This window comes from Cupriavidus sp. D39, from assembly GCF_026627925.1.
Lineage (GTDB): Bacteria > Pseudomonadota > Gammaproteobacteria > Burkholderiales > Burkholderiaceae > Cupriavidus > Cupriavidus ulmosensis.
On sequence record NZ_JAPNLE010000001.1, the window covers coordinates 590,011 to 612,417 of the forward strand.

Sequence of the window (22,407 nt, forward strand, 5' to 3'; positions counted from 1 at the left end):
CCTATTGTTAGTGCAGACTGAGCAGACTCAGATCGACGAACCATGACTGCGCCGGCACGAAGCCATGCACCTTCCTGTTCATCGCGCGCGGGTTCAGGTCATGGACGACGTAGAGCCATGGCGGATTGTCCACCAGGCGTTCATGCGCGGTCCGGTAGGAAGCCTGGATCGTTGCGTTGTCCGTTGCATTGGCCGCCATATCCAGCACCGTCTCGAACTTCGCGTCTTTCCATTGCGAGAAATTCGAGCCGGCCGGCGAGGCGTTGACCGCTGCGAAATAGCGTGCCATCGCGGCGATGTCGGTTGTGGGCGAGCTGAAATTGAGCGCCATCGCGCCGTGCAGCGCCGGATTGTCCGGGTCCAGACGCGCCGCGGTCAGCAGCACTTGCCACTCCGCGACATCAAACTTCACATCCACGCCGCAAGCCTGTTTCAGGTTCTGCTGCAGCTGTTCGTTCATCGGCAGCGGCAACATCTGGCCGGAGCCGGAATTGGAGATCATCACCTTGAACGACAGCGGCTTTTGCGCGGTATAGCCGGCTTCTGCCAGCAGGGCCTTGCCTTTCGCGGGATCGAAACTGTAGCGATTGGCCGGTTTGCCGAATGCCGGATCATTCGGCTTGAGCCAGCCGACCGCGGGTTCGGCGGTGCCGTTGAGCAGCGACACGATGGCTGAACGGTCAACGCAATAGTTCAGCGCCTGCCGCACACGCACATCCTTGAACGGGCTGTTGGCCGCGCCGATGTTATAGAACCACGGCCAGACATGCGGATAGGAATTGGTCGAGATGGTGAAACCGGCGGCCTTCAGCGACGGAACGCCGTCGGCAGGCGGCACTTCGATCCAGTCCACTTGCCCCGAGCGCAACGCAGCCAGACGGGTGTTGGCCTCCGGTATCGGCAGCAGCAGTATGGAATCGACCTTGGCTTTATGTCCGGCATCCCAGTAACCGTCCCAGCGCGCCAGCCGCACCGATTGGCGCGGCGTGACTTGCGCGATGCGGAACGGCCCGGTGCCGGCGGCCGGCAGCGTGGCCACGCGGGCCCAATCATGGCCCGCCTTTTCGAACGAGGCCGGCGAGGTAAACAGAATATAGACTGCCGTAGACGGAAAATATGAGGCTGGCGTGGTTGTGGTGAGTGCAACCGTGTTGTCGTCGATCTTCTTGTAGCTGGCCAGCAGTGGCACGCGCGAGCGCGTGATGCCGGTGGCTCCGGCCTCAAACTGCGGACTCTCTTTTTGAAGTAGCGATCCAAATTCCAGATCACCGCATCGGCATTGAAATCGGTGCCGTCATGAAATTTCACGCCACGCCGCAGGTGGAAAATCCAGGTCTTCTTGTCGTTTTTCGCCTGCTCCCAGCTTTCGGCCAGTCCGGGCCGTATGGTTGCCAGGCGATCGGAATGTGTCAGATCCCACAACACCAGTCCCTCGAAAATCGGATAGCCGAGGAAGCGCATGCCTTCCCAGCCGTTATTGGGCATGCCGGTGGTGGTCGGGATATCGGCTGCGGTCATGGCGATGCGCAGCGTATCTTCGGCCTGGGCCGGCGAGACCAGCGCAGTGGCCAGGCCCAGGGCCAGGGTCCAACTGGCGAGAACTGGACGGAAGCGACGAGTAATCATGAACGTTTTTTGGATATATAGTTAGTGTCGGTGTCAGGCGTGCGCCGGCCTAGGCCCGTACATCCATGGCTGAGCGCAAGCCGTCGCTGACCATGTTGAAGCCGATGCTGGTAGCGAAGATGCAGAAGCCGGGCAGCATGGTCAGCAGCGGTTGGGTGTAGATCGCACCGCGCAAGGTATTGAGCATCAGTCCCCATTCCGCGTCCGGCGGTTTGGTGCCGAGGCCCAGAAAGGAGAGACCTGCGCCAAGGATCATCGATACGCTGATCAAGCTGGTCGCGTACACGAAAATCGGGCCGAGTACATTGGGCAGCACGTGCACGCGCACGATGGTCAAGCTGCCGGCGCCGCTGGCCCGCGCGGCCTCGATATAGTCGAGCTCCCGAACGCTGGTGGTGACCGTTTCCGCGACCCGGATGATCGGCGGAATGAAGACTAATGTGAGCGACAGGATGATGTTGAAGATGCCGCCTCCCAGCGCGCCGCTGATAGCGACCGCGAGCAGCACCGAGGGAAAGGCGAAGAACACGTCGGTGGCACGCATGATCATCATGTTCACGCCGCCGCCCGCAAAGCCGGCGATGATGCCGAGCAGACCGCCGATGGCAAGGGCGATGATGACCGGGGTGATGCCGAGAAACCAGGAGGTGCGCCCGCCGTAGAGCAAGCGCGTAAGCATGTCGCGCCCGAGCTCATCGGTGCCGAGCGGATGATGCTCGAAACCGATCGGCATCAGGCGGTGCAGCATATCGCCCTGGAAGGGATCGTTGGAAGTGAGCTCCGATGCCAACAGGATCGCCGCGAACATAAGCAGCAAAATGACGCCAAAGACGATGGTCGTCTTGTCGCGCCGCAGCCGGCGCGACACGCCATGCCAGTAGCCGTGGCTTTGCGATGCTTGTTTGGTTTGGATCGTGAGATCCGCCGGGGTAGTCGAAATGCCGGTCATGAGCGTTTAATCCTTGGGTCAAGGGCGGTCTGGAACAGATCGACCAACAGGTTGAGTGCAACGAAGCACATGGCCAGGACAAGGATCGTGCCCTGCAGCACAGGGATGTCGCGCTGGAAGATAGCGTTGTTTAGCAGAAAGCCGGTGCCGGGCCAACTGAACACTGTTTCGACCAGAATGGAGCCGCCCATCAGATAGCCGAGCTGCAGTCCCATCACCGCGGACGCGTTCGGCGCCGCATTCTTGACCACGTGGATGAAGATGTCACGCCGCAACATGCCTTTTCCGCGCAGCGTTGTGATGAAGTCCTGATTGAGGATCTCGACGACGATGCCGCGCACGGTGCGGGTAATGATGCCCATCGGGATAGCTGCCAGCGTCACTGCCGGCAGCACCAGATGCTGCAGATGATCCAGGTCCCACAACCATACCGCGGATCCGTCGGGCCCCGCCCCCATCGCCGGCAATGCATTCAGGATGACGCCGAATATCACCACCAGCACCATGCCGAGCCAGTAATGCGGCAGCGATACGCCGGCCACCGCGATGCCGACCAGGGTGCGGTCGATCCAGGTACCGCGGAATGCTGCGGCGAGTCCGCCGAACAGCGAGCCGAACACGAAACCGAGCGTGGCTGCGACCATCGAAAGCCGGTAGGTGTTGCCTATCGCATCCGAGAGATCTTCCAGCACAGGCCGGCCGCTGGCGAGCGAGCGCCCCAGATCTCCGTGTACGACGTGCACAAGCCAGATCCCGAATTGCACCGGCAGCGGTTTGTCGAGTCCGTAGTCGTGTTTGAGTTGCACCACCAGCTCTTGCGGTGCGTCGGGCGGCACGATGGCGTTGATCGGATCCCCCGGCGCGATATGCACAAGCATGAAGCAGACGAGGCTGACCGCAAGCGCAATCGGGATGGTATAGATGACCCGGCGCAGCAAGTAGAAAATCACAGGTAACTCCCTCGTGTTCTAGATATGGTCAGACGGCGTCCGGCACGAGCACGCAACGCGTGGCGCGGCTTGGGAAGCGCCTGCGCAGCGCAGGCGTTTCGGCCAGGCATGCTGCTTCGGCCTGGGCGCAGCGCGGCGCAAAGGCGCAGCCTTGCGGCAACCGTTCGAGGTTAGGCGGCGCGCCGAGGATGGTTGCGAGGCGTTCGCCGCGCATGCCGGGGTGTACCGTCGCGCCGAGCAGCCCCTGCGTGTAAGGGTGCAGCGGCCCGCGCATGATTTCACGAGTCGTCCCCTCCTCGATGAAGCGGCCGGCGTACATGACCGCGATCCGGTCGCCGATTTCGCCGGCCACGCCGAGGTCGTGCGTCACGAAGATCACGCCCATTCCCAGTTCTTTTTGCAGCCGCCGCAGCAGTAGCAGGATCTGGATCTGCACGGTGGCGTCGAGCGCAGTGGTCGGCTCGTCGGCCAGCAGCAGCTTCGGGCGGCAAGACAGCGCCATCGCAATGACGGCGCGCTGGCGTAATCCGCCCGAGAGTTCGAAAGGATAGGCATTAAGTCGTTGCTTGGCGGAGGGGATCTGCACCAGCTCCAGCAGATCGAGCGCGCGGCGATCGGCCTCTGCGCGGCTGATACCCTCATGGCGGACGATGGTCTCGGCGATCTGGGTACCGACCTTGAAGACCGGGTCCAGCGCTGTCATCGGCTCCTGATAGATCATCGAGACGACGCCGCCGCGCAAATCGACGAGCTGCCGTTCAGAGGCGGCGATCACATCCTGGCCAGCGATTCGCATGGCACCGGACATCACCGTTTTACGCGGTGGGTTCAGGCGCATCAACGAACGCAACATCACCGATTTTCCCGATCCGCTTTCGCCCAGGACACAAAGCGCCTCGCGCGGCGCGAGGTCGAAATCAATGCCGTTGACGGCGCTCACCGTCGCGTCCTTGGACACGAAGCTGACCTTCAGGTCGCGTACTTGTACTAGTGGTTCCATGTTGCCCCTTAAGCTGCGACGTGCAGTGAACGGCTGTGGCCGCTACCGCGTTCGGCCATCAGACAGGCCGCGAAATGGCGATCGCTGACAGCCGCCAGGGCCGGGCTCTGCTCGCCGCAGACCTGTTCGGCATGCGCGCAGCGAGTGCGAAAGTGGCAACCCGAGGGCGGGTTGACCGGATTGGGAGGATCGCCGGCCAGCGGCGGCTCGTTGGCGCGCTGCACCGGATCCATCGATGGCCGGCTGGCCAGAAGCGCCGCGGTATAAGGATGAGCCGCGTCGGTGTAGATCGCGTCCGCGGGTCCGATTTCCACCACGCGCCCGAGATACATCACCAGTACGCGGTCCGACATATGCTGGACCACATTGAGGTCGTGACTGATGAACAGATAGCTCAGGTCGTATTGCGCCTTCAGGTCGACCAGCAGATTGAGCACTTGAGCCTGAACCGATTTATCGAGAGCAGAGACCGGCTCGTCGAGAATGAGCAGGCGCGGCCGCAGCGCCAATGCGCGGGCGATGTTGATGCGCTGGCGCTGGCCGCCCGACAGTTCGTGCGGATAGCGGCGGCCGAACTGGGTGGGATTGAGTCCCACCGCAGTCATCAATTCATGCGCGGCAGCGAGAGATTCCCGTTTGCCCAAGCCATGCACCTGCGGCGCAAAAGCGACAATATCTTCAATGGTCAGCCGGGGATTGAGCGAAGAATAGCTGTCCTGAAACACCATCTGCACCTGGCGGCGGTAGTCTTTCATCGTCAGCCCGCGCGATCCGACAGTCTGTCCGTCGAATGTTATTTCTCCCGCGGTCGGCTGCATGAGGGCCATGATCAGCCGGGAGGTGGTGGACTTGCCGCAGCCTGATTCGCCGACGATGCCTAGCGTCTCGCCTTTGCGCAGTTCGAAGTTCACGCCGGCGACCGCTTGAACCTTGCCTGGGCTGCGCCCGAACAGGCCACCCTTCAGAGGGAAATGCTTGATCAGGCCCTGAACGCTTAGCAACGCCTGCGCAGGCCCCCCAAGATCGGGAATTTGTTTGAGTGTTTCGAACATGCTTTTCCCAAGTTGATACATGGGATCGCTTGTGCAAGTAGCATGCCAGTATTTCACATATTGCATTCATTATTCTAACCTAGCACAAAGCGCCAGCGCATATACCGCCTGGACGGCACCCGTATGCGCGCACCTGCCGCCCATACGCACCTAAAAGCATCATATGTGTGCCTATAATATTGCATCGTGAATGCAAAACGCAGGTGCCGCATCTGACCGGATTGCCATCCTTGCGGTGATCGGATGCCGCTACGTAGCCACCGTTGCCCGGGATGAACGTTATCCATGCATCACTTCGTTGATGTGGTCGTGACGCAAATTGAAGCACCAGCTGCGATTTTTGCAAGGCGATGCTGGTATTGGGCACACGGAACCGAAGCCCTTGAAGTTCGATTGAATAGACGAAACTATCTGCCGTTGAGATTCGCCATGGTCAGGTAGTACCGTGCCGCCGCCAGGCGGTTTGCCGATGCGGGCCGGCACTGCGCGCTCGGGGTCGATCGGCTTGGCGCGTTTTGCCAGATGGGCACGTTGAGCAGGTCGGCCTCTTCCAAAGTTGATACATGGGATCGTGCGCGCAAGTAGCACGGCGCCATTTCGGATTGCATTCAATATGCGAACAAAGCGCGAACAAAGTGCGCAACGATTTGTACACTGCGTTCGCACCTAAATGACGCCTGTATGCACCTAAACGAATCGTTCGGTGCACCTATACATTGCATATTGAATGCAAACAGGAGAATCAAATTCCGACGGGGTAGCCATCCTTGCGGTGATCGCATGCCGCTACATAGCCGCCATTGTCCAGGCGCAGAGCCGCCTGGGCGCTGCCGAACTCAGTATCAAAACGTTTGGCAACCGTGATCGGATGCCCGCGTGATGTCAGTCCTTCAATCACCGCTTGCGGCATATTCCATTCGACGGTAACGCCATGGTTGTCGTCAAGTACGCGCCAGCGCGGCGCATCGCTAGCCGCCTGCGGATTCAGCCCCTGATCAACCATGCGGGAGACCATCTGCATATGACCCTGCGCCTGCATGGATCCGCCCATGAGGCCAAAGCTCATCAGCGGCCGGCCGTTTTGCATCAGGAAGCCGGGGATGATGGTGTGGAATGGACGTTTTCCAGGCGCCACCTCGTTGGTATGGCCATCACGCAAATTGAACCCCCAGCCGCGATTTTGCAAGGCGATGCCAGTATTGGGCACCACCACGCCAGAACCGAAGCCCTTGAAGTTGGATTGAATAAACGAAACCATCATGCCGTTGCGATCCGCCGTGGTCAGGTAGACGGTGCCGCCGCCAAGCGGCTTTCCGATGCGGGCCGGCGCTGCCCACTCGGGGTCGATCAGCTTGGCGCGCTTTGCCAGATATGCCGGGTTGAGCAGGTCGGCCGCTGTTACTTCCGTCATGTGATCCACGTCGCCGACGTATTCATGCAAGTCGGCAAAGGCCAGTTTCATTGCCTCGATCTTCAGATGCATCGCCAGCGCGCTATCCTGGTCCATGATCTTCAAATCGAAATGCTCAAGCATGCCCAACGCCATCTGCGCCGCAATGCCTTGACCGTTAGGCCCGATCTCGTACAGTTCAACATCCCGGTAGCGGATGCTGATCGGCTCGACCCAGTCCGCCTTATGCGCGGCGAGGTCGGCTTCAGTGATCGCGCCGCCGGTATTGCGCGCGTGGTCGGCGATCGCACGGGCCAGTTCGCCATGGTAAAAGTCGTCGCCCTTGGTGCGCGCAATTCGCTCGAGTGTATTTGCCTGTCCCGGGCAAATGAAGCGCTCGCCCTGAAGCGGTGCCCGGCCGTTGGGGGCAAACGCTTCGCGGTAGCCCGGCTGATCGATCAGTTCGTCGACCTGTTTTTGCCACTGATTGTGGACATTGTGCGAAACCAGATAGCCTTCACGCGCATAGCGCAGCGCCGGTTCGAACAGCTCTTCGAACGGCAGGCTGCCAAAGCGCTCCCACATGGCGCGCCACGCTGAAACGGTGCCTGGCACGGTTACCGAGTCCCAGCCCCGCTTCGGCATCTCCTCGTATTTTGAAAAATACTCGCGCGTCCATGCGGCCGGTGCGCGGCCCGATCCGTTCAAACCGTGCAATTTGTTGTTGCCATCCCAGATCAGCGCAAACGCGTCGCCGCCGATACCGTTGTTGCACGGCTCGACCACAGCCAGGGCGATTGCCGTGGCAAGCGCCGCATCGGCCGCATTGCCCCCGCGCAGCAGCATCTGCAAGCCGGCCGCGGACGCAAGCGGCTGCGAAGTCGTCACGACGTTGTCGGCGACCAGCGGCAAGCGCTGCGACGTGTAGGGGAAGGTCCAGAATGCGCTTTGATTCGATTGCATGTTGTCTTGATGTAAATAGCAGCCGACGCGAAGTCTGGCGGCGGCAAGCCGTTCAGCTAAGTACGGCGGTTGAAAAAGTCGGCGCACTTAGGCGCTTCGACGGAAGATATGCGGTCAAAGCCGCGCATGTCGGCATTCACGAACTGCACGACACCAGGGAATTTCTCTACCGGCTGATCCGCCGGCTCTCCTCCTGACCGGCTGGCTCTGAGATCGCCTCATAGAGTGCGGAGGCGACGCCGCCGGCGACCAGTGCCGACCCGTAGTGGTCAACGACCGAGCCATACAGGATCTCTGGCGCGCCGCCCTGCTTGCCCTGCAGCGTGCACTTGCCGGTCATGGTCTGCAGGACCTGGTCGTAGCCGGCCTTGTGCTTGAGCGGGCCGTCTTCGCCATAGCCCGTCACGGCGCAGTAGATCAGGCATGGATTAACCGGTTTGAATTGTTCGTAGGCAATGCCCAGCCTTGGCGGCACGGTGGGCAGGAAGTTGTGCACCAGCACGTCGGCGACGCGGACCAGCGCCGTCAGCCGCTGCAGGTCCTCGGCTTGCTTAAGGTCGAGCACCACGCCCAGCTTGCTGCGGTTGACACCAAGGATTGCGCTGCTCTCGGCCTCCAGCGAGGACGGATACTTGCGCAGGTTGTCGCCGGCGGGCGGCTCGATCTTGATGGCCTCGACGCCCTGGTCGGCCAGCAGGGAGCAACCAGAGGGGCCCGCTATGTATGCGCTCAGGTCCAGCACGGGCAGTCCGGACAGCGGGCCCGGCTTGCCGGTGCGCTCGCTCGGCGGCGCAGCGCGGTCATCGTTTGGGGAGCGCATGGAAATCTCCGGGCAATTGGCAGTGTGGGCAACGCGAAAACACATCGACCCATATCAGTCCACGATGATGTTCTGTCGCTTGGCGAGCGCCCGCCACCGCTCCACGTCCTGCTCGATGGTGGTGGCGAACTTGGCCGGCGTGACGGGCCTGGCTTCGGCGCCTTCCTTCAGGAAGGCCGCCTTGATCTCAGGCTTGGACAAGATAGCGTTGACGGCGGCGTTGAGCTGGTTAACGATCGCCGGCGGCGTGCCGGCCGGCGCCAGCAGGCCCCACCAGAGCTCGAACTCATAGCCCGGCACGGCGCTGGACATGGGCGTGAGTTCCGGCGCGATCGGGCTCGGCTTGAGGCTGGTGATGCCAACGGCGCGCACCTTGCCGGCGCGGATCATCGGCAGCAGCGACGGGCCGGTGGAGATTAATAACTGCGTCTGGTTGCCGATCAGGTCGGTCAAGGCGGGGGGCATGCCGCGATACGGGACATGCGTGATGAACAGATTGCCGGCCATGGCCTTGAGCAGTTCGGTGCCGAACTGGTTGACCCCGCCCAGCCCGGACGAGGCGTAGTTGTACTTGCCTGGCTTGGCGCGGATCGCGGCGATCAGTTCCTGCGGTGTCTTGGCGGGGAATGCATTGTTGACCGCGACGATGAACGGCCCTTGCGCAAACATCGCCACCGGCGCGAAGCTCTTGACCGCATCGAACGGCAGTTTAGCCTGCACTGCGGCATTGGTCGTCATGCTGGACGACACGGCAACCAGCGTGTATCCGTCCGGAGCGGACTTGGCGACGATGCCGGTGCCAGTATTGCCGCTGGCGCCGGGGCGGTTGTCGATGACGACAGGTTGCTTGAGCTCCTCGCCGATCCCCTTGGCGACGATGCGCGCGAAGATGTCGTTGGAGCCGCCTGGCGGATAGGGCACGACAATGGTGATGGGCTTGGTCGGATACCCGCCCTGCGCGAAGACTGCGCCGGAGACCAAGCTAGCAATTAGCGTGGCGGCGAACGCCACGCTACGGGAAACGGACGCGGATGATGTTTTCAAAATGCCTCCATGTCTTTGCTTGTCCCACGCGGGGCAGCCTGATCCCGGCTGCGTCAGGCGGGAAGCAATCCAAGGTGCCTCGCGGTAGCCGCAATGGCCTCCCCCGCTTCACGAACGGCGGGTCGATCTTCTTGCCGTTCACCACATAGGCGCCTACGCCCCTGGCCTCGGCATTGCGCGGCTTCCTGGACACGCGCGGCATGCCCGATCTCTTCGTCGCTCGGCCGAAAGGCCTCGTTTGCCAGCGGGATCTGGCTGGGATGGATGCCGCTCTTGCCGAGGAAGCCCATGCGGAGGGATAGCTCAGCCTCGGCGCAAAAGCCGGCTTCGTCCTTGATGTTGGCAAACACCGTGTCGTGGGCGAACACGCCGGCCTCGCCGGCAGCCATGCGCACCCCGTGCACGGCTTGCTGGATCGCCGCGCTTTCACGCCGGGCAATCCCCAGCAGCTCGAACAGGTCGCCCAGGCCAAGCTGCAAGCCCGCCATGCGCGGGTGGGCCGCAGCCAGTACGCCGGCCAGGCGCAGCGCCTTGGGCGTTTCGATGTTGAGCAGCATGCGGACCGGCTTGTCCACGCCATAGGCAAGCCCGTTGGCGCGTTCGGCCTGTTCGATGGCGGCGGCGGCGCGGCGCACATCGTCGGCGCTCTGCGGCTTGGGCAGGTTGATCATGTCCAGGCCCGGCTGCACCACAGCGGCAACGTCAGCGGCGAAGTGGGCGGTGTCCAGCGCGTTGACCTGGACGATAAGCGTCATGCCGCTCGCGCGTCCCCAGCCCGGGCGCAGCAGCTCGCGCAGTGCCTCGCGCGCATGCGGCTCGCGGTCCTCCGCCACCGCGTCCTCGAGGTCGAACGACAGGCCGTCTGCGGCGCTGGCGAACGCCTTGTCGAACAACTCCGGGCGGGAGCCGGGGACGAACAATTTGTTTCCCATGGCAACCTGAACCGGTGGCATTGAAATACGGAAGTGTGGTGCATGCCTGAGCAAAGATAAACCATGCAAGCTTTTCTTTAATCCATAGAGATTTTTTGGATACAAGCAGGGCCGACCGGACCTGCGGCAGGCTAGCATCACCGCGCATGAGCCTTCGATCTCGAGAGCGCGCCAAAGCGGGGCTAAGATCAGGTCTTCTCGTGAGAGGTCAATGAGCCAGCTACAATGCACTCACGTCCTTTAATCCTCAACCGGCGATCTGCCGGATTACTGGCCGGCGTTGTCCCGCGCGGCTTTGGGCGAGCCGCAACCGCAGGGCAGGGACATCCTGCGCCTGCCGGCCAATCTGACCTGGTTCAGGGCTCTCCGGAGGTCCTCGAAAGAATGCTATTCCGTCGTGCTGCGCCTTGCCGGGCCCTGGCGGTGCGCGGCCTATTCCGATGTCAATCAGTTACCCTAGCGTCATGTACTCGGGTACGAGGGCGCGCCGCCAAACCGGCGGGCTTGGGCCCGCAGTCTGCTTTGTAACTGGAGGATGCTTCACAACGCCATCCAAGTGGTCGTCGGCTGGACGGATGAACCTCTGCACCAGTTCACATTTCGTGGTGTTGGCCCCACCGTTGCTGGCTTCGCGGTTCAGTACTTCGGCGGATACGGCAGCGCATTTGCGCTTGGCGCAACGCAAGGGGCAGCCAGCCGCCAGCGCTCCCGAGGAATCTCTCTTGACAATACGTCCGATACTGGATATTTTGTCCATATGACGAAACGAACTTTGGAGCTGTACAGCGATGCCAAGTGACGCGCGCCTCCTGCTGCTCGCTAAGAACGAGGTCGAGGCCCTGCTGCTCCATGACGATGTCCTGCGAGCCGTGCGCGAGGCATTCGTGCTGCATAGTCAAGGCGAGGGCCGCGTGTTCCCCCTGGTCCGGGAGCCACTCATCACGGGGGGCGTATTCGGCATCAAGTCGGGGGATGTTCAGGCGCAAGGCTTGCTCGGCTTCAAGGCGGCCGGATTCTGGCCAAACAACCGCCGGCTTGGCGCTGAGCCCCACCAGGCCACTATCATGCTGATCGACCCGGCCACTGGGCGCCCCGCCTGCATCATAGACGGCAACGCAATCACAACCATGCGCACCGGTGCCGCAGGTGGCCTCGGGCTGCAGCAGCTCGCGCGTGCAGACAGTACCAACCTGTGCGTCTTCGGCACCGGTGTGCAGGCGGGCGTGCAACTTGACTTTGCGCTGCGGCTGTTGCCGGCGCTCTGCCACGTGCAGTATGCCACTGCGGACGGCAAACGCGACGCCGCGTTCGAAGCGCAGTTCGCGCAACGATGCGATATCGCGCTCGCGGATGACCCCAATGTGGCGGTGTCCGAGAGCGACGTGGTGATCACCGCGACCCCAGGCGGCGGCGCGTTGTTCGAACCGCAGGCGGTGCAACCCGGTACGCACTTGAATTGCGTCGGCGCCGACACGAAGGGCAAGCGGGAGCTACCGCAGGGCCTGCTGGAGCGGGTGCGTCTTTACGTCGACGACCAGGCGCAAGCGCGCCAGATCGGCGAGTCTCAGTGGGCCCCCGAGATGTCTTCCACCGAACTGGGCGATCTGTTGACGGGCATGGCTAGCGCGAACCGGCAACCGGCCGACATCACGGTCTTCGATATGACGGGCCTCGCCCTGCAGGACCTGACCGTGGCACGCCTGCTCCAGGATCGAGCTTCCACTGCCCGCATAGGCTCCAGCATCGCGTGGCCCTGGTAACGCCTTCACCACCAGGATTTCGGTATGTAGGACCTCTTGCTTACGTCCCGGGCACATGCAACCGCGAGGACTTCGCACGTTTCATCGCCAGCGAGCAGAAGAAGTGGGCGGACCTTATCGAGACCGCGAAGACATTGTATCGATTAATTCCGTCATACAAAAATGAAGGCCTTAAGCTCTCGGTTGTTCTCCTCTTTGCAGTCTCTGTATGGATTCAAGACTATCCAATAATTTCTCGCATAGCGAGTATATCTCTCGGCCTTTTGGGGAAAGAATGGATCTCTTTCGGTCTATTCTCTCGAACAGACCCTCAGCGGCAATGGCTTCCACTTCTTGCAGGCGTTTTGTTGCCGCGGATTGGGTTATGTGAAGTCTGTCTGCCGCGCGTTGGACGGTTCCGAGTTCGGCCACCCAGTAAAAGGCTTCAATTTGTTTGACGGATAACATAGGTTATTTCCCAAAGTCGTTTTTCGGGCCAGCGATGCTAGCATTTTGATATCTATTGTTGTAGTCGCAGTTCTTACGCGCTATCGTTGCAACCTCTCGATGAAATGTTGTCACCGCTTCCTCGCGCACGACGACAACATAGCGCACCACAGGTAGTGCGGGAGTGATTTTGACTTCCTTCACCAATCGCATCGAGACCAGCTCGTTGGACACCGCGAGTGGCAGGCAGCCTATTCCCATGCCCGCCGTGGCCATACCGCCCAGCGCAGCAAAGCTATTACAAGTGAGCGTCTTCTCTGGTCGCACGTTGTTTTCTTCGAACCATTGAATGATCCAACGTCCGAAAGCCGAATCCGTGTCCTGAATCAGGAGTGGATAGTCCGCAAGCTTCTCGACCGAGCAACGAATCAGCTGGGGTTCGAAAGAGCGAAGACGGAACCAGCCGCATCGCATACTGCCAAGCGGAAGCCGCAGCAGACCGGACCACTGCGGTGAATCGGAAACCATAGCCATTTCGAGCTGTCCACGACGCACTTTATCGTATAGTTCCCACGCAACTCCCCCTACCTCCAACTTCAGCTCCACCAGTGGAAATTGCGCCTTAATGGCCCCGACGAATCGGGGCAGCCAAGTCATGGCCGCGATTTCCGTGACACCAATGCGGAGTGATCGCTTCATCTTCAGCGGGCTGCCGAGCTGTTCGAGCAGGACATCGCGTTGGTGAAGGACATAACGCGCTTGGGCTAACACTTCGCTGCCCTCCAGCGTGAGACGGGCCGCGCGTTCCGTCCGATCAAACAGCGGAAACGGGAAGCGGCTTTCGAAGCCCCGGATGTGCTTGGAGACCGCAGACTGCGCGATGCCGAGGCTGTCGCCCGCTGCCTCGAACGACCCCATGTCAGCCACAGCGACGAGCGCTTGCAAATGATGAAAGGTGATCTGGAGTGTCATCGGCAATGTATATCCAAACGGAATGGACAAGTATCGTTAAATATCGCTTTATTTTAGACGTCGCTCCGTTAAAAATGAAGCCGGAGAAGATGTAGGCGACTCCCGCCCCCAGACCCCACAGAGCGAGGCCGTCGCCAGGGCACTAGGGATCGCGCAGCCAGCCATGCTCTTTGTTGAACCCACGACCTCGACGCCCCAATGATTGGCGAAGTGTTGAAAGCGATGAAGTCACTGGCCCGTGACGGAATGAACCCGGCTATGGCGGACTCGTGTAGTTGCATTCGTAACACGCGAAACTCTGTAGCCCGAATAGGAAAATGAAAAATGATGATCAGCCCTGAGGAAAGACTCACAGCGCTCGGAATCTCGCTGCCGCCTGCGCCTACTCCCAGCGCGAGCTATGTTCCTTTTCGAGCGGTAGGACCAATGCTCTATCTCTCTGGACAAGGCCCAAAGCTTCCTGATGGTACGTATCGTATCTGGCAACTACGCACCGCCGACAATATCCCGGATGGCTATGCGGACGCACGCTTGGCCGGATTGAATCTCCTGGCCTCCATCAAGGCTGCCGTAGGCGATCTCAGTCGTATCGAAGCGGTGATCAAGGTTTTCGGGATGGTAAATGCTGCACCGGATTTCTCGCATCACCCAAAAGTCATCGATGGTGTTTCTGATCTGTTGATCGAGGTCTTCGGGCCAGAGGTCGGCAGGCATGCCAGATCTGCCGTGGGAATGGGTTCGCTGCCTCGCGGCATGAGCGTCGAGATCGAATTGATTCTGAAAATCAGGGATTAACGGGTTTCACTGATCGCGTACTCCCGGGAATACGCAAGCGTGGTTTACGGAAGGGGCATCGGGAGGAGCACGTCTTCAGGCGTTGTCGCCCCCATAGCGAATCTCGGACTTCCGATTGCCCTGCGCATGGCGTTGGTCGGTTGGTCCAGAACGCTGGCGCGTGAGGTCGGCCGCGACGGTATCACCTGCAATATCGTTCCTCCCGGACGTATCGCCACCCAGCGCATTCGATTTTTAGATGAAGCAAAAGCGAAGCGAGAAGGACACTCCGTTGATTCTGTTGCCGTCGACGACACCGAGGCTATCGCGCTGGGCCGGTACGGCAAGCCAAAGGAGTATGCGGATGTGGTGACTTCTCCTGCCAGCTCACTCGACAGCTCTATCACTGGTTCGACCATTCGCATTTGTGGCTGCCTGATAGCAAGCGTCTAACGAGGGAAGAGAAGATGACAGTTGAATCCAAGCCTCTTGATGAGCAGGTTGTGCAGGCCCACTCCGGCGTCTCCAGGCCAACGCAGCGGCGAGCAAGAGGCCGACGGACGTCATGCCACACATGATCGCGTAGTCCGCTGCGCCTGCCCATATTGGGATGAAACAACCGGTGTATGAACTCACGCTCTTGCGCGCCATCGATCTGGAGAAGAATTATGGAAGTCAGCGATCCACTACAAACCGCCCCGTCCTGCGCCAGCGCGCAAGACAGTGATGATCTAGCCCTCCCCTTCTTTCCCATCGAAACGCCATGTTTCGTCATCCTCGAAGCGGCTGTACTCCATAACCTGGAAAAGACGGCAGAGGCAGCGGGGGAATCCGGCGGCTCATGCCGCATATCAAGACGCACCGAGCGCAATGGCTGGTCGAGCTGCTGGTTCGAAAGGGGGTGACGGCGTTTAAGGCAGCGACCCCCGCCGAAATGCAGATGGCCGCCGCCGGGGGCGCTCAACATCTTGTGTGGGCGTATCCGACAGTGAACACCGCGGCAATCTCTCGCGTTGCCGACATCGCGCGAAGGCACCCCAACGTGCAATTCGAAGCGTTAGTCGATTCCCAACGCGGATTTGCCGCCTGGCGCGATGAGCTGGGCTGGCGGCCAGCATCCAACATCAAGCTGCGGCTCGATCTGGATCCTGGTCTGGGACGTACCGGCGTTCCGCTCAACCATGAAGCACTGAAATTGGCTCACGCCATGATGGTAGTGGGCCTCTTCAGTGGCTGGCACTGCTACGACGGCCACATCAAGGGAGCCAATAGATCGGAGCGTGTAAAGGAAATCAAGAACCTGATTGAAGAGGTTAGGTGTCTGTTATCGCAAGCACGGCGGGAAGGCCTGCCAGCAGACCTGATAGCGGGAGGCAGCTATTCCTTTGATGTCTGGCCCGCTGATCTCGCACAGTGGGTTGCGCCGGGAAGCTGGACGTACTCGAGTGCGCAGCATCAGGCAGACCTGCCGGATTTCGGTTGGAGAGTCGGCGCATACGTGCTGGCTACCGTACTGTCCACACGCCAGGGCACCGCCACGTTGGACGCGGGAACAAAAGCCATTTCGCCGGACATACCGCTGAAGGAACGGTTTCAGGGCCCGGGCCCGATCAGAATGATGAAAGAAGAGCACGTCGTTATCGAGACCGACGAACTAGACATCGGCCAGCAAGCGGCTCTCGTACCCCGGCATACCTGCACCGCAGCCTACCTCTACAACCGCGCGCTTGTACAGTGCGTTGACGGAAGCTGGGAGTTCCGCGATCAACTCGGCGCGCAACGTTAGTCGGAAGCCTGGCTGCAGTTCCTGCATGACAGGGCTTCGCTGAACTATTCCTCCGTAATGGCCGCGGGGATTCATGACCAGAGTCTATCTCTGACAATTGAGCCTGCGGCCTGAGCTCATCGAGAAGGCACCCCAAGACATGCCCAATAGCATCACCGTCGCCGCCGCTCAACTCGGTCCCATCCAGAAGTCCGAAGGGCGCGAGATCGCGGTCGGAAGGATGATCCAGCTGCTAGAACGCGCCTATCGCCGTGGCGCTCACGTCGTCGTGTTTCCCGAACTTGCGCTGACCACGTTCTTTCCGCGCTGGTACCACGAGGACCTCGACGAGACGGACGGCTGGTTTGAAACGGCGTTGCCCTCGCCAGCGACCGCACCGCTGTTCGAGGCGATCCGCCGCTTTGGCCTGACGGTGTACCTGGGCTACGCCGAGATCGCTTATGAGCCCGATGTTGCCGGTGTCACGCGCAAGCGCCGGTTCAACACCTCGGCGATCATCGCACCGTCGGGCGAGATGATCCTCAAATACCGGAAGGTCCATCTGCCCGGCCACGCAGAGTACGCGCCGGCGCGGAAGGTGCAGCACCTGGAAAAGCGCTATTTCGAAGTCGGCAACCTGGGCTTCCCGGTGGTCCGGGCGCCGGTCGGCAAGGACGTCTGTGTGAACATGGGCATGATGATCTGCAACGACCGCCGCTGGCCCGAGGCCTGGCGCGTGCTGGGGCTGCAGCAGGTCGAACTCGTCATGCTGGGCTACAACACTCCAAGCTTGAACATGGAAAACCGCGGCTTCGAGGCCCATCACCTGCGCGTGTTCCACTCGCAGCTGTCCATACAGGCGGGCTGCTATCAGAACGCGTGCTTCGCCGTTGCGGTCGCGAAGGCTGGCACCGAGGACGGCCACGAGATGTTCGGCCACTCCATCATCGTCAATCCCCAGGGCGAAATCATGGCGCAGGCCACCAGCTGGGACGATGAACTCATTGTGGCCGACTGCAACCTGGACATGTGCAAACTGGGCCGGTCCACCATCTTTAACTTTGCCTTGCACCGACGGGTCGAAGCGTATGCACGGATCACCGATCAGGTCGGCAGCGAGGCCCCGCCGGCCTGGCCGGCGCGCTGATCCCGTTTTCCTTTCTTCCTCGATTACCAAGGGGCCTCGCCATGCAGCCAATCGAAACGCTGGATATCCATCCAGCACGACCACGACCCGCGCACGCGATCCGGCACGAGATGCTGGGTCACATGCGCGTCCCCGATTTCGCTGATGTCGAGCAGGCGGCCGAGGACATCGCTCCCTATGTTGTGCGCACGCCGTTGCTGCGTTCGTCGAAGCTCGACGCCATTGCCGGCGCTTCGGTCTGGCTAAAGGCGGAAAATCTGCAGGTCACGGGTTCGTTCAAAGCCCGCGGCGCATTCAATGCGCTGCTGTCGCTGCGCAGCGAACAGCGCGCGAAGGGCGTGGTCGCCTATTCCACTGGCAATCACGGGCAGGCGGTCGCGTGGGCCGCGCGCCAGCTCGGCGTGGCTGCGACTATCGTGATGCCGGTCGACGCGCCGCGCAACAAGGTCTCGCGCGCGCTTGCCCAAGGCGCACGCGTCGTTCACTACAACCGCCGCCATGAAAGCCGCGAGGCGATCGGAATGCGGCTGTTGGAGGAAACCGGCGGCACGCTAATTCCGCCGGGCGATCATCCCGCGGTTCTTTCTGCCCAGGGCACCGTGGCGCTCGAGGCGTTGCAGGATCTGCCCGAGGCCGCGCTCGACAATCTCGGCCTGTTCGCGGCGCCCTGCGGCGGCGGTGGCTTGCTGGCCGGCTGCGGCCTGGTCGTCGATACGCTGAATCCCGGCGCGCGCCTGATCGCGGCCGAGCCGGCAGGTTTCGACGACACGATGCGCTCGTTGAGCAGCGGCCGCAGAGAAAGCAATGCCATAGGCGCGAGGACGCTCTGCGACGCGTTGCAGGCTAGCACGCCGGCCGAACTACCCTACGCAATCAACAAGTGCTTTCTCGCCGGCGCTGTGGCAGTCAACGATGCGCAGGTCAGCGCCGCCATTCGCTTCGCGCTGGAGGAGCTTCGCCTGCTGGTCGAGCCGGGGGGCCGTCGCGCTGGCAGCGTTGCTCGCCGGCACGATCGATCTCGAAGGTCGCGACGGTGTCATCGTGCTGTCTGGCGGCAACGTCGATCTTCCCTTGCTTCAAACGATTCTGCAGCCCACTGCAGCCGCCGCGCGCGGCACTTGAGACAGCCGTGTCACCGGTCCTGCGCATATCCACGCCGGGCCCGGGCGCCAACTTACCTACCACGAAAGGAACACAACCATGTCTCGCTTCCGAAACTGTGCCCGGATACTAATACGGGCTTCACTGACAGCCGTCTCCATGCTGCTCACGGCCAACGCCTTCGCATCCTATCCCGAGCGTCCCATCACGCTGATCGTCCCGTTCAATGCGGGCACGACGCCCGACATCGTCTCGCGCTTGCTTGCCAATGTCGTCAGCACTGACATCGGGCAGCAGATTGTGGTCATCAACCGCATGGGCGCGTCCGGCATCATCGGCACGCAGGCCGTGATCAACGCGCCGGCCGACGGCTACACTATCGGCTTCGCGAACGTGGCCACACTTGCCATCAACCAGTCCCTTTACAAGAAGCTGCCCTACGACGCCGACAAGCAGCTGGCGCCCGTGGCGCTGACCGGCTACGTGCAGAACGTGCTGGCGGTGCGCAAGGACCTCGGCGTGAAGTCGGTCTCCGAACTGATCTCGCTGGCCAGGAGCGCGCCGGGCAAGCTCTCCGTCGGCTCGGCCGGGAACGGCACCACGGGCCATCTGGGCGCCGAGATGTTCAAGGCGATGGCAGGTGTCTCCATCACACATGTTCCCTACAAGGGCGGACCCGAAGCGGACCTGGCACTGATGCGAGGCGAAGTGGATCTGGTCTTCGAGAACATCACGTCGATCGCGCCGTATCTGAAGAGCGGCAGCGTCGTGCCGCTCGCCGTCACCGGTGCACGCCGCGACAGCCGCCTGCCGAAGCTGCCGACCATGGCGGAGACGGGACTGAAGGATTACCAGGCGGTGGCATGGACCGGCTATGTCGCGCCTGCCGCGACCGATCCGCAGATACTCGAATTGCTCAACAAGGCCTTCAACAAGGCGGTCAACTCGGACGCCATGAAGGCGCGGCTGGCCGACATGGCATACGAGGTCTCTACGGGGACGCGCGCAGCGCTCTTCGACCTCGCCCACAAGGAGCGGCCGGTATGGGCCGCAGTGATCAAGAGTTCCGGTGCGGCCGTCGACTGAGGAGAGCGAGACATGGCGCAATTCGACATACTGATTCGTGGTGGCACGGTAATCGACGGCACCGGCGCACCGCGCAGGCTCGCCGACGTCGGGATCGAGGGATCGCGTATAACGGCGCTCGGCGCGCTGTCATCCGACACCGCTGCGGTGGTGATCGATGCACGGGAACGCATCGTCGCTCCCGGCTTCATCGACTCGCATACGCACGATGACCGCTATCTGATGCTCGATCCGCTGATGCCGGCCAAGCTCAGCCAGGGCGTTACCACGGTCGTGACAGGCAATTGCGGCATCAGCCTGGCGCCCTGGCGCGCGCCCGCGGGACAGTCCGTTCCGCCGCCACTTGATTTGCTGGGGGACGACCCCGCCGTGTTTCGTTTCGCGGCGTTCTGCGACTATCTAGCCGAGTTGGGGCGAGCGCCCGCTGCAGTCAATGCAGCCTGCCTGGTCGGCCATACGACGCTGCGGATCGCCACGATGGAACGGCTCGACAGGGCGGCGACCGACAGCGAAATCGCGGCGATGCAAGCATTGCTGCGCGACGCCATGGAGAGCGGGGCCATCGGACTTTCGACAGGGGCGGCCTATCCCACTGCAATGCCGGCCACGACCGGCGAAATGGCCGCCGTGGCGGAGGTCATGCGCGGCTACGGCGGCGTCTACGCCAGCCACATCCGCGATGAAGGTGATCGGATCCGCGAGGCGCTGGACGAAGCGTTCGAGGTCGGCGCCGCGGGCGACGCGCCAGTCGTGATCTCCCATCACAAGCTGATTGGTCCGAAGAATCATGGCCGCTCGGTGGAGACCCTGGGACATATCGCGCAAGCAATGCAGCGTCAGCCGATCGGACTCGACTGCTATCCGTACACCGCAGGGTCCACAATCTTGCGCAAGGATCGGCTCGCCATGTCGAGCCGCGTCATCGTGACGCGTTCGGTGCCACATCCCGAGTTCGCCGGACAGGACCTGGATGACATTGCGGCGGCAATGGGTCTCACGCCCGAAGACGCCGTCGATGCGTTGCAACCGGCGGGCGCGATCTACTTCCTGATGGACGAGCAGGATGTGCAGCGCATCCTCGCCTTTCCCGAAACCATGATCGGCTCCGATGGACTGCCGCACGATTGCGCGCCACATCCGCGTCTGTGGGGTACATTCCCGCGCGTCCTGGGGCATTACTGCAGGGACCTTGGGCTATTCTCGCTCGAGCAGGCCGTGCACAAGATGACTGGCCTGACGGCCCGCCACTTCAGGCTGCCGGGGCGGGGCATCTTGTCGCACGGCAACTTCGCGGACATCACCATCTTCGATGCCGCCGGGGTGGCCGACATGGCGACCTTCGCGCAGCCAGTTGCGCGCGCCAAAGGCATCGAGACCGTGATCGTCAACGGCACCATTGCGTGGAGCGGCGGCGAGAGCACGGGCGCCCGGGCCGGCGCGGTGATCCGCCGGAACGATACGTCTGCTGCTTAGCGCAGGCATCGGTCGCGGGCATGGCGCGATCGCACCGTGCACGTTTCCACTCCCCATCGGCCAATTTCGTCTGTTACGGCGCTGCCCTTAAGCTGCACGGACGCTGCGGATCGTGCCAATCGGCATAGCCTGCGGCGTTCGCTTCCGCGTCGAGGGCGGCGCCGTGCGACATTTCTCCGGTACGGCGCGCGCGGGCAGCGCGGGAGTTCGAGGAAGGTATGGCATCCGTCCGGTCGAAACCAGTTCACCAACGTGGGCGGTCGGCTGGCTGCCCCTACGAAAACAGGATTAGCGTCGCCCTCAACCCAGGATGATTGTCGGTCAATTCGAGCACGTCGCCGTGCTGCTTGGCGACGGCGGCCACGAGACTGAGCCCCAAGCCCACGCCCGGTGTACTCCGACTTGCGTCGCCGCGGTAGAAGCGCTCAAGAACTATGGGCTTCTCTTTGTCGGGGATGCCGGGTCCGTCGTCCGACACGGCGATCGCCACCGCCCCGTCCGGGCGGCGCGCCGCCTCAACCGTGATCGTCCCATTTTCCTGGGCATACTTAGGCCCAGAACCCACATGGCACTTGTGCTGACAATGAACGACGGGCAGTGGCTCTGTGATCTGGGTTTCGGTAGTTACCGGATCAGGGCTCCGATACGACTGGATGTACTCGACACTGAAATCAAACAGGATCTCGACACTCCTGCTCGCAATGGTCCCGAAGAAGCGTTCGATGTAGGGCCGATCATCGGGGCTGTACTTCGGCCCTGCGTCTGCACAACAGCCAACGAACTCGCACAAGGCATCCAGTGTCTCCTTGGCGAGGTTCGCCTTCGCATTGTCAAGCTTCATCCACTCCCAGGTTGTGTACGCGAGCTCCGGCATGCGCTGTGAGGGAAAGCCGTCGTGCGAACCGTAGACCAATCCAGGAATCGTGAAGTCGCGCGGTCGGTGCGGTTCCAGGGCCGACTCGATGGTCTTGATGACGTCGTAGCGACTATACTCGCGACCCAGCGCAAGGTGATAGCCAAGCACTGCACGCGTGCAGACGTCGATGATCGCGAGCAACCAAACGCGTTCGATTTCGAACTCATGTTCAAAGCCCAATGCATCGCGTACTACCACCTTTCTAGCCGGATATCGAGTCGGTGCCCGTCGAACTCCACGACCTGGTAGGGGTTGTTTGCG

Annotated in this window: 19 protein-coding genes and 4 pseudogenes; 9 read left to right on the forward strand and 14 right to left on the reverse strand. The window is 61.7% G+C overall.

Annotated features, from left to right (window positions below):
* Nucleotides 1-7 precede the first annotated feature (7 nt).
* The 10 genes and pseudogenes from OMK73_RS03045 to OMK73_RS03090 form a co-directional block, all read right to left on the reverse strand.
* Nucleotides 8-1,189 (reverse strand): ABC transporter substrate-binding protein, encoded by a 1,182-nt coding sequence (locus OMK73_RS03045; RefSeq protein ID WP_267600622.1) that lies wholly within the window; start codon nt 1,187-1,189, stop codon nt 8-10.
* Nucleotides 1,190-1,284: 95 nt separating this feature from the next.
* A pseudogene (locus OMK73_RS38735) lies at nt 1,285-1,626 on the reverse strand (ABC transporter substrate-binding protein); the annotation flags it as partial.
* Nucleotides 1,627-1,675: 49 nt separating this feature from the next.
* On the reverse strand, nt 1,676-2,575 hold the full coding sequence (locus OMK73_RS03055; RefSeq protein ID WP_267600626.1) for an ABC transporter permease: 900 nt from the start codon (nt 2,573-2,575) through the stop codon (nt 1,676-1,678).
* Nucleotides 2,572-3,525 carry an ABC transporter permease gene (locus OMK73_RS03060; protein ID WP_267600627.1) on the reverse strand — a complete coding sequence of 318 codons (954 nt, stop codon included), beginning with the start codon at nt 3,523-3,525 and terminating at the stop codon, nt 2,572-2,574. Before OMK73_RS03060 ends, OMK73_RS03055 begins: the two co-directional genes overlap by 4 nt.
* A gap of 28 nt (nt 3,526-3,553) precedes the next feature.
* A complete protein-coding gene (locus OMK73_RS03065; RefSeq protein ID WP_267600628.1) occupies nt 3,554-4,525 on the reverse strand; it encodes an ABC transporter ATP-binding protein in 972 nt (323 codons plus the stop codon).
* Between the two features lie 8 nt (nt 4,526-4,533).
* Nucleotides 4,534-5,577: an ABC transporter ATP-binding protein gene (locus OMK73_RS03070; protein ID WP_267600629.1), complete on the reverse strand. Its 1,044-nt coding sequence runs from the start codon at nt 5,575-5,577 to the stop codon at nt 4,534-4,536.
* 742 nt (nt 5,578-6,319) lie between these two features.
* Entirely contained in the window at nt 6,320-7,930 is a 1,611-nt protein-coding gene (gene ggt, locus OMK73_RS03075) for a gamma-glutamyltransferase (RefSeq protein WP_267600630.1), read from the reverse strand.
* A gap of 193 nt (nt 7,931-8,123) precedes the next feature.
* Nucleotides 8,124-8,750: pseudogene (locus tag OMK73_RS03080) on the reverse strand (CoA transferase); the annotation flags it as partial.
* Between the two features lie 54 nt (nt 8,751-8,804).
* Complete coding sequence (locus tag OMK73_RS03085) at nt 8,805-9,761, reverse strand: tripartite tricarboxylate transporter substrate binding protein (RefSeq protein WP_420715451.1); 957 nt, start codon at nt 9,759-9,761, stop codon at nt 8,805-8,807.
* A gap of 86 nt (nt 9,762-9,847) precedes the next feature.
* Nucleotides 9,848-10,726 (reverse strand): annotated as a pseudogene (locus tag OMK73_RS03090) (HpcH/HpaI aldolase/citrate lyase family protein).
* Nucleotides 10,727-11,261: 535 nt separating this feature from the next.
* Between OMK73_RS03090 and OMK73_RS03095 the strand changes: the two are divergent.
* Together OMK73_RS03095 and OMK73_RS03100 are read left to right on the forward strand one after the other, a co-directional pair.
* Nucleotides 11,262-11,525: a hypothetical protein gene (locus OMK73_RS03095; protein ID WP_267600633.1), complete on the forward strand. Its 264-nt coding sequence runs from the start codon at nt 11,262-11,264 to the stop codon at nt 11,523-11,525.
* Nucleotides 11,515-12,486: an ornithine cyclodeaminase family protein gene (locus OMK73_RS03100; RefSeq protein WP_267600634.1), complete on the forward strand. Its 972-nt coding sequence runs from the start codon at nt 11,515-11,517 to the stop codon at nt 12,484-12,486. The genes OMK73_RS03095 and OMK73_RS03100 overlap by 11 nt, the downstream gene beginning before the upstream one ends.
* A gap of 171 nt (nt 12,487-12,657) precedes the next feature.
* On the opposite strand, the gene OMK73_RS38740 is transcribed toward OMK73_RS03100, so the two are convergent.
* Together OMK73_RS38740 and OMK73_RS03105 are read right to left on the reverse strand one after the other, a co-directional pair.
* Nucleotides 12,658-12,933 carry a LysR family transcriptional regulator gene (locus OMK73_RS38740; RefSeq protein ID WP_420715444.1) on the reverse strand — a complete coding sequence of 92 codons (276 nt, stop codon included), beginning with the start codon at nt 12,931-12,933 and terminating at the stop codon, nt 12,658-12,660.
* Between the two features lie 3 nt (nt 12,934-12,936).
* Nucleotides 12,937-13,884 carry a LysR family transcriptional regulator gene (locus OMK73_RS03105; protein WP_267600635.1) on the reverse strand — a complete coding sequence of 316 codons (948 nt, stop codon included), beginning with the start codon at nt 13,882-13,884 and terminating at the stop codon, nt 12,937-12,939.
* A 324-nt stretch (nt 13,885-14,208) separates the two neighbouring features.
* Here OMK73_RS03105 and OMK73_RS03110 point away from each other — a divergent pair, with 324 nt between their 5' ends.
* The 7 genes from OMK73_RS03110 to OMK73_RS03140 all read left to right on the forward strand — a co-directional run bounded on the left by OMK73_RS03110 (nt 14,209) and on the right by OMK73_RS03140 (nt 21,230).
* A complete protein-coding gene (locus OMK73_RS03110) occupies nt 14,209-14,679 on the forward strand; it encodes a RidA family protein (protein ID WP_267600636.1) in 471 nt (156 codons plus the stop codon).
* A 126-nt stretch (nt 14,680-14,805) separates the two neighbouring features.
* On the forward strand, nt 14,806-15,111 hold the full coding sequence (locus OMK73_RS03115; protein ID WP_324291645.1) for an SDR family oxidoreductase: 306 nt from the start codon (nt 14,806-14,808) through the stop codon (nt 15,109-15,111).
* Nucleotides 15,112-15,499: 388 nt separating this feature from the next.
* Nucleotides 15,500-16,444 (forward strand): alanine racemase, encoded by a 945-nt coding sequence (locus tag OMK73_RS03120; protein ID WP_267600637.1) that lies wholly within the window; start codon nt 15,500-15,502, stop codon nt 16,442-16,444.
* A 139-nt stretch (nt 16,445-16,583) separates the two neighbouring features.
* Complete coding sequence (locus OMK73_RS03125; RefSeq protein ID WP_267600638.1) at nt 16,584-17,570, forward strand: N-carbamoyl-D-amino-acid hydrolase; 987 nt, start codon at nt 16,584-16,586, stop codon at nt 17,568-17,570.
* 41 nt (nt 17,571-17,611) lie between these two features.
* The gene (locus OMK73_RS03130) at nt 17,612-18,955 is read left to right on the forward strand and encodes a threonine ammonia-lyase (protein WP_267600639.1); all 1,344 of its coding nucleotides are present in this window, start codon (nt 17,612-17,614) and stop codon (nt 18,953-18,955) included.
* The gene (locus OMK73_RS03135) at nt 18,885-19,757 is read left to right on the forward strand and encodes a Bug family tripartite tricarboxylate transporter substrate binding protein (RefSeq protein ID WP_267600734.1); all 873 of its coding nucleotides are present in this window, start codon (nt 18,885-18,887) and stop codon (nt 19,755-19,757) included. The genes OMK73_RS03130 and OMK73_RS03135 overlap by 71 nt, the downstream gene beginning before the upstream one ends.
* Before the next feature lie 12 nt (nt 19,758-19,769).
* Nucleotides 19,770-21,230, forward strand: a complete 1,461-nt coding sequence (locus OMK73_RS03140) for an N-acyl-D-amino-acid deacylase family protein (RefSeq protein WP_267600640.1) — start codon at nt 19,770-19,772, stop codon at nt 21,228-21,230.
* Between the two features lie 274 nt (nt 21,231-21,504).
* Here OMK73_RS03140 and OMK73_RS03145 read toward each other — a convergent pair whose 3' ends face one another.
* Together OMK73_RS03145 and OMK73_RS03150 are read right to left on the reverse strand one after the other, a co-directional pair.
* Nucleotides 21,505-21,795, reverse strand: a complete 291-nt coding sequence (locus OMK73_RS03145) for a sensor histidine kinase (RefSeq protein WP_267600735.1) — start codon at nt 21,793-21,795, stop codon at nt 21,505-21,507.
* 126 nt (nt 21,796-21,921) lie between these two features.
* Nucleotides 21,922-22,406: pseudogene (locus OMK73_RS03150) on the reverse strand (integrase); the annotation flags it as partial.
* Nucleotide 22,407: the final 1 nt, after the last annotated feature.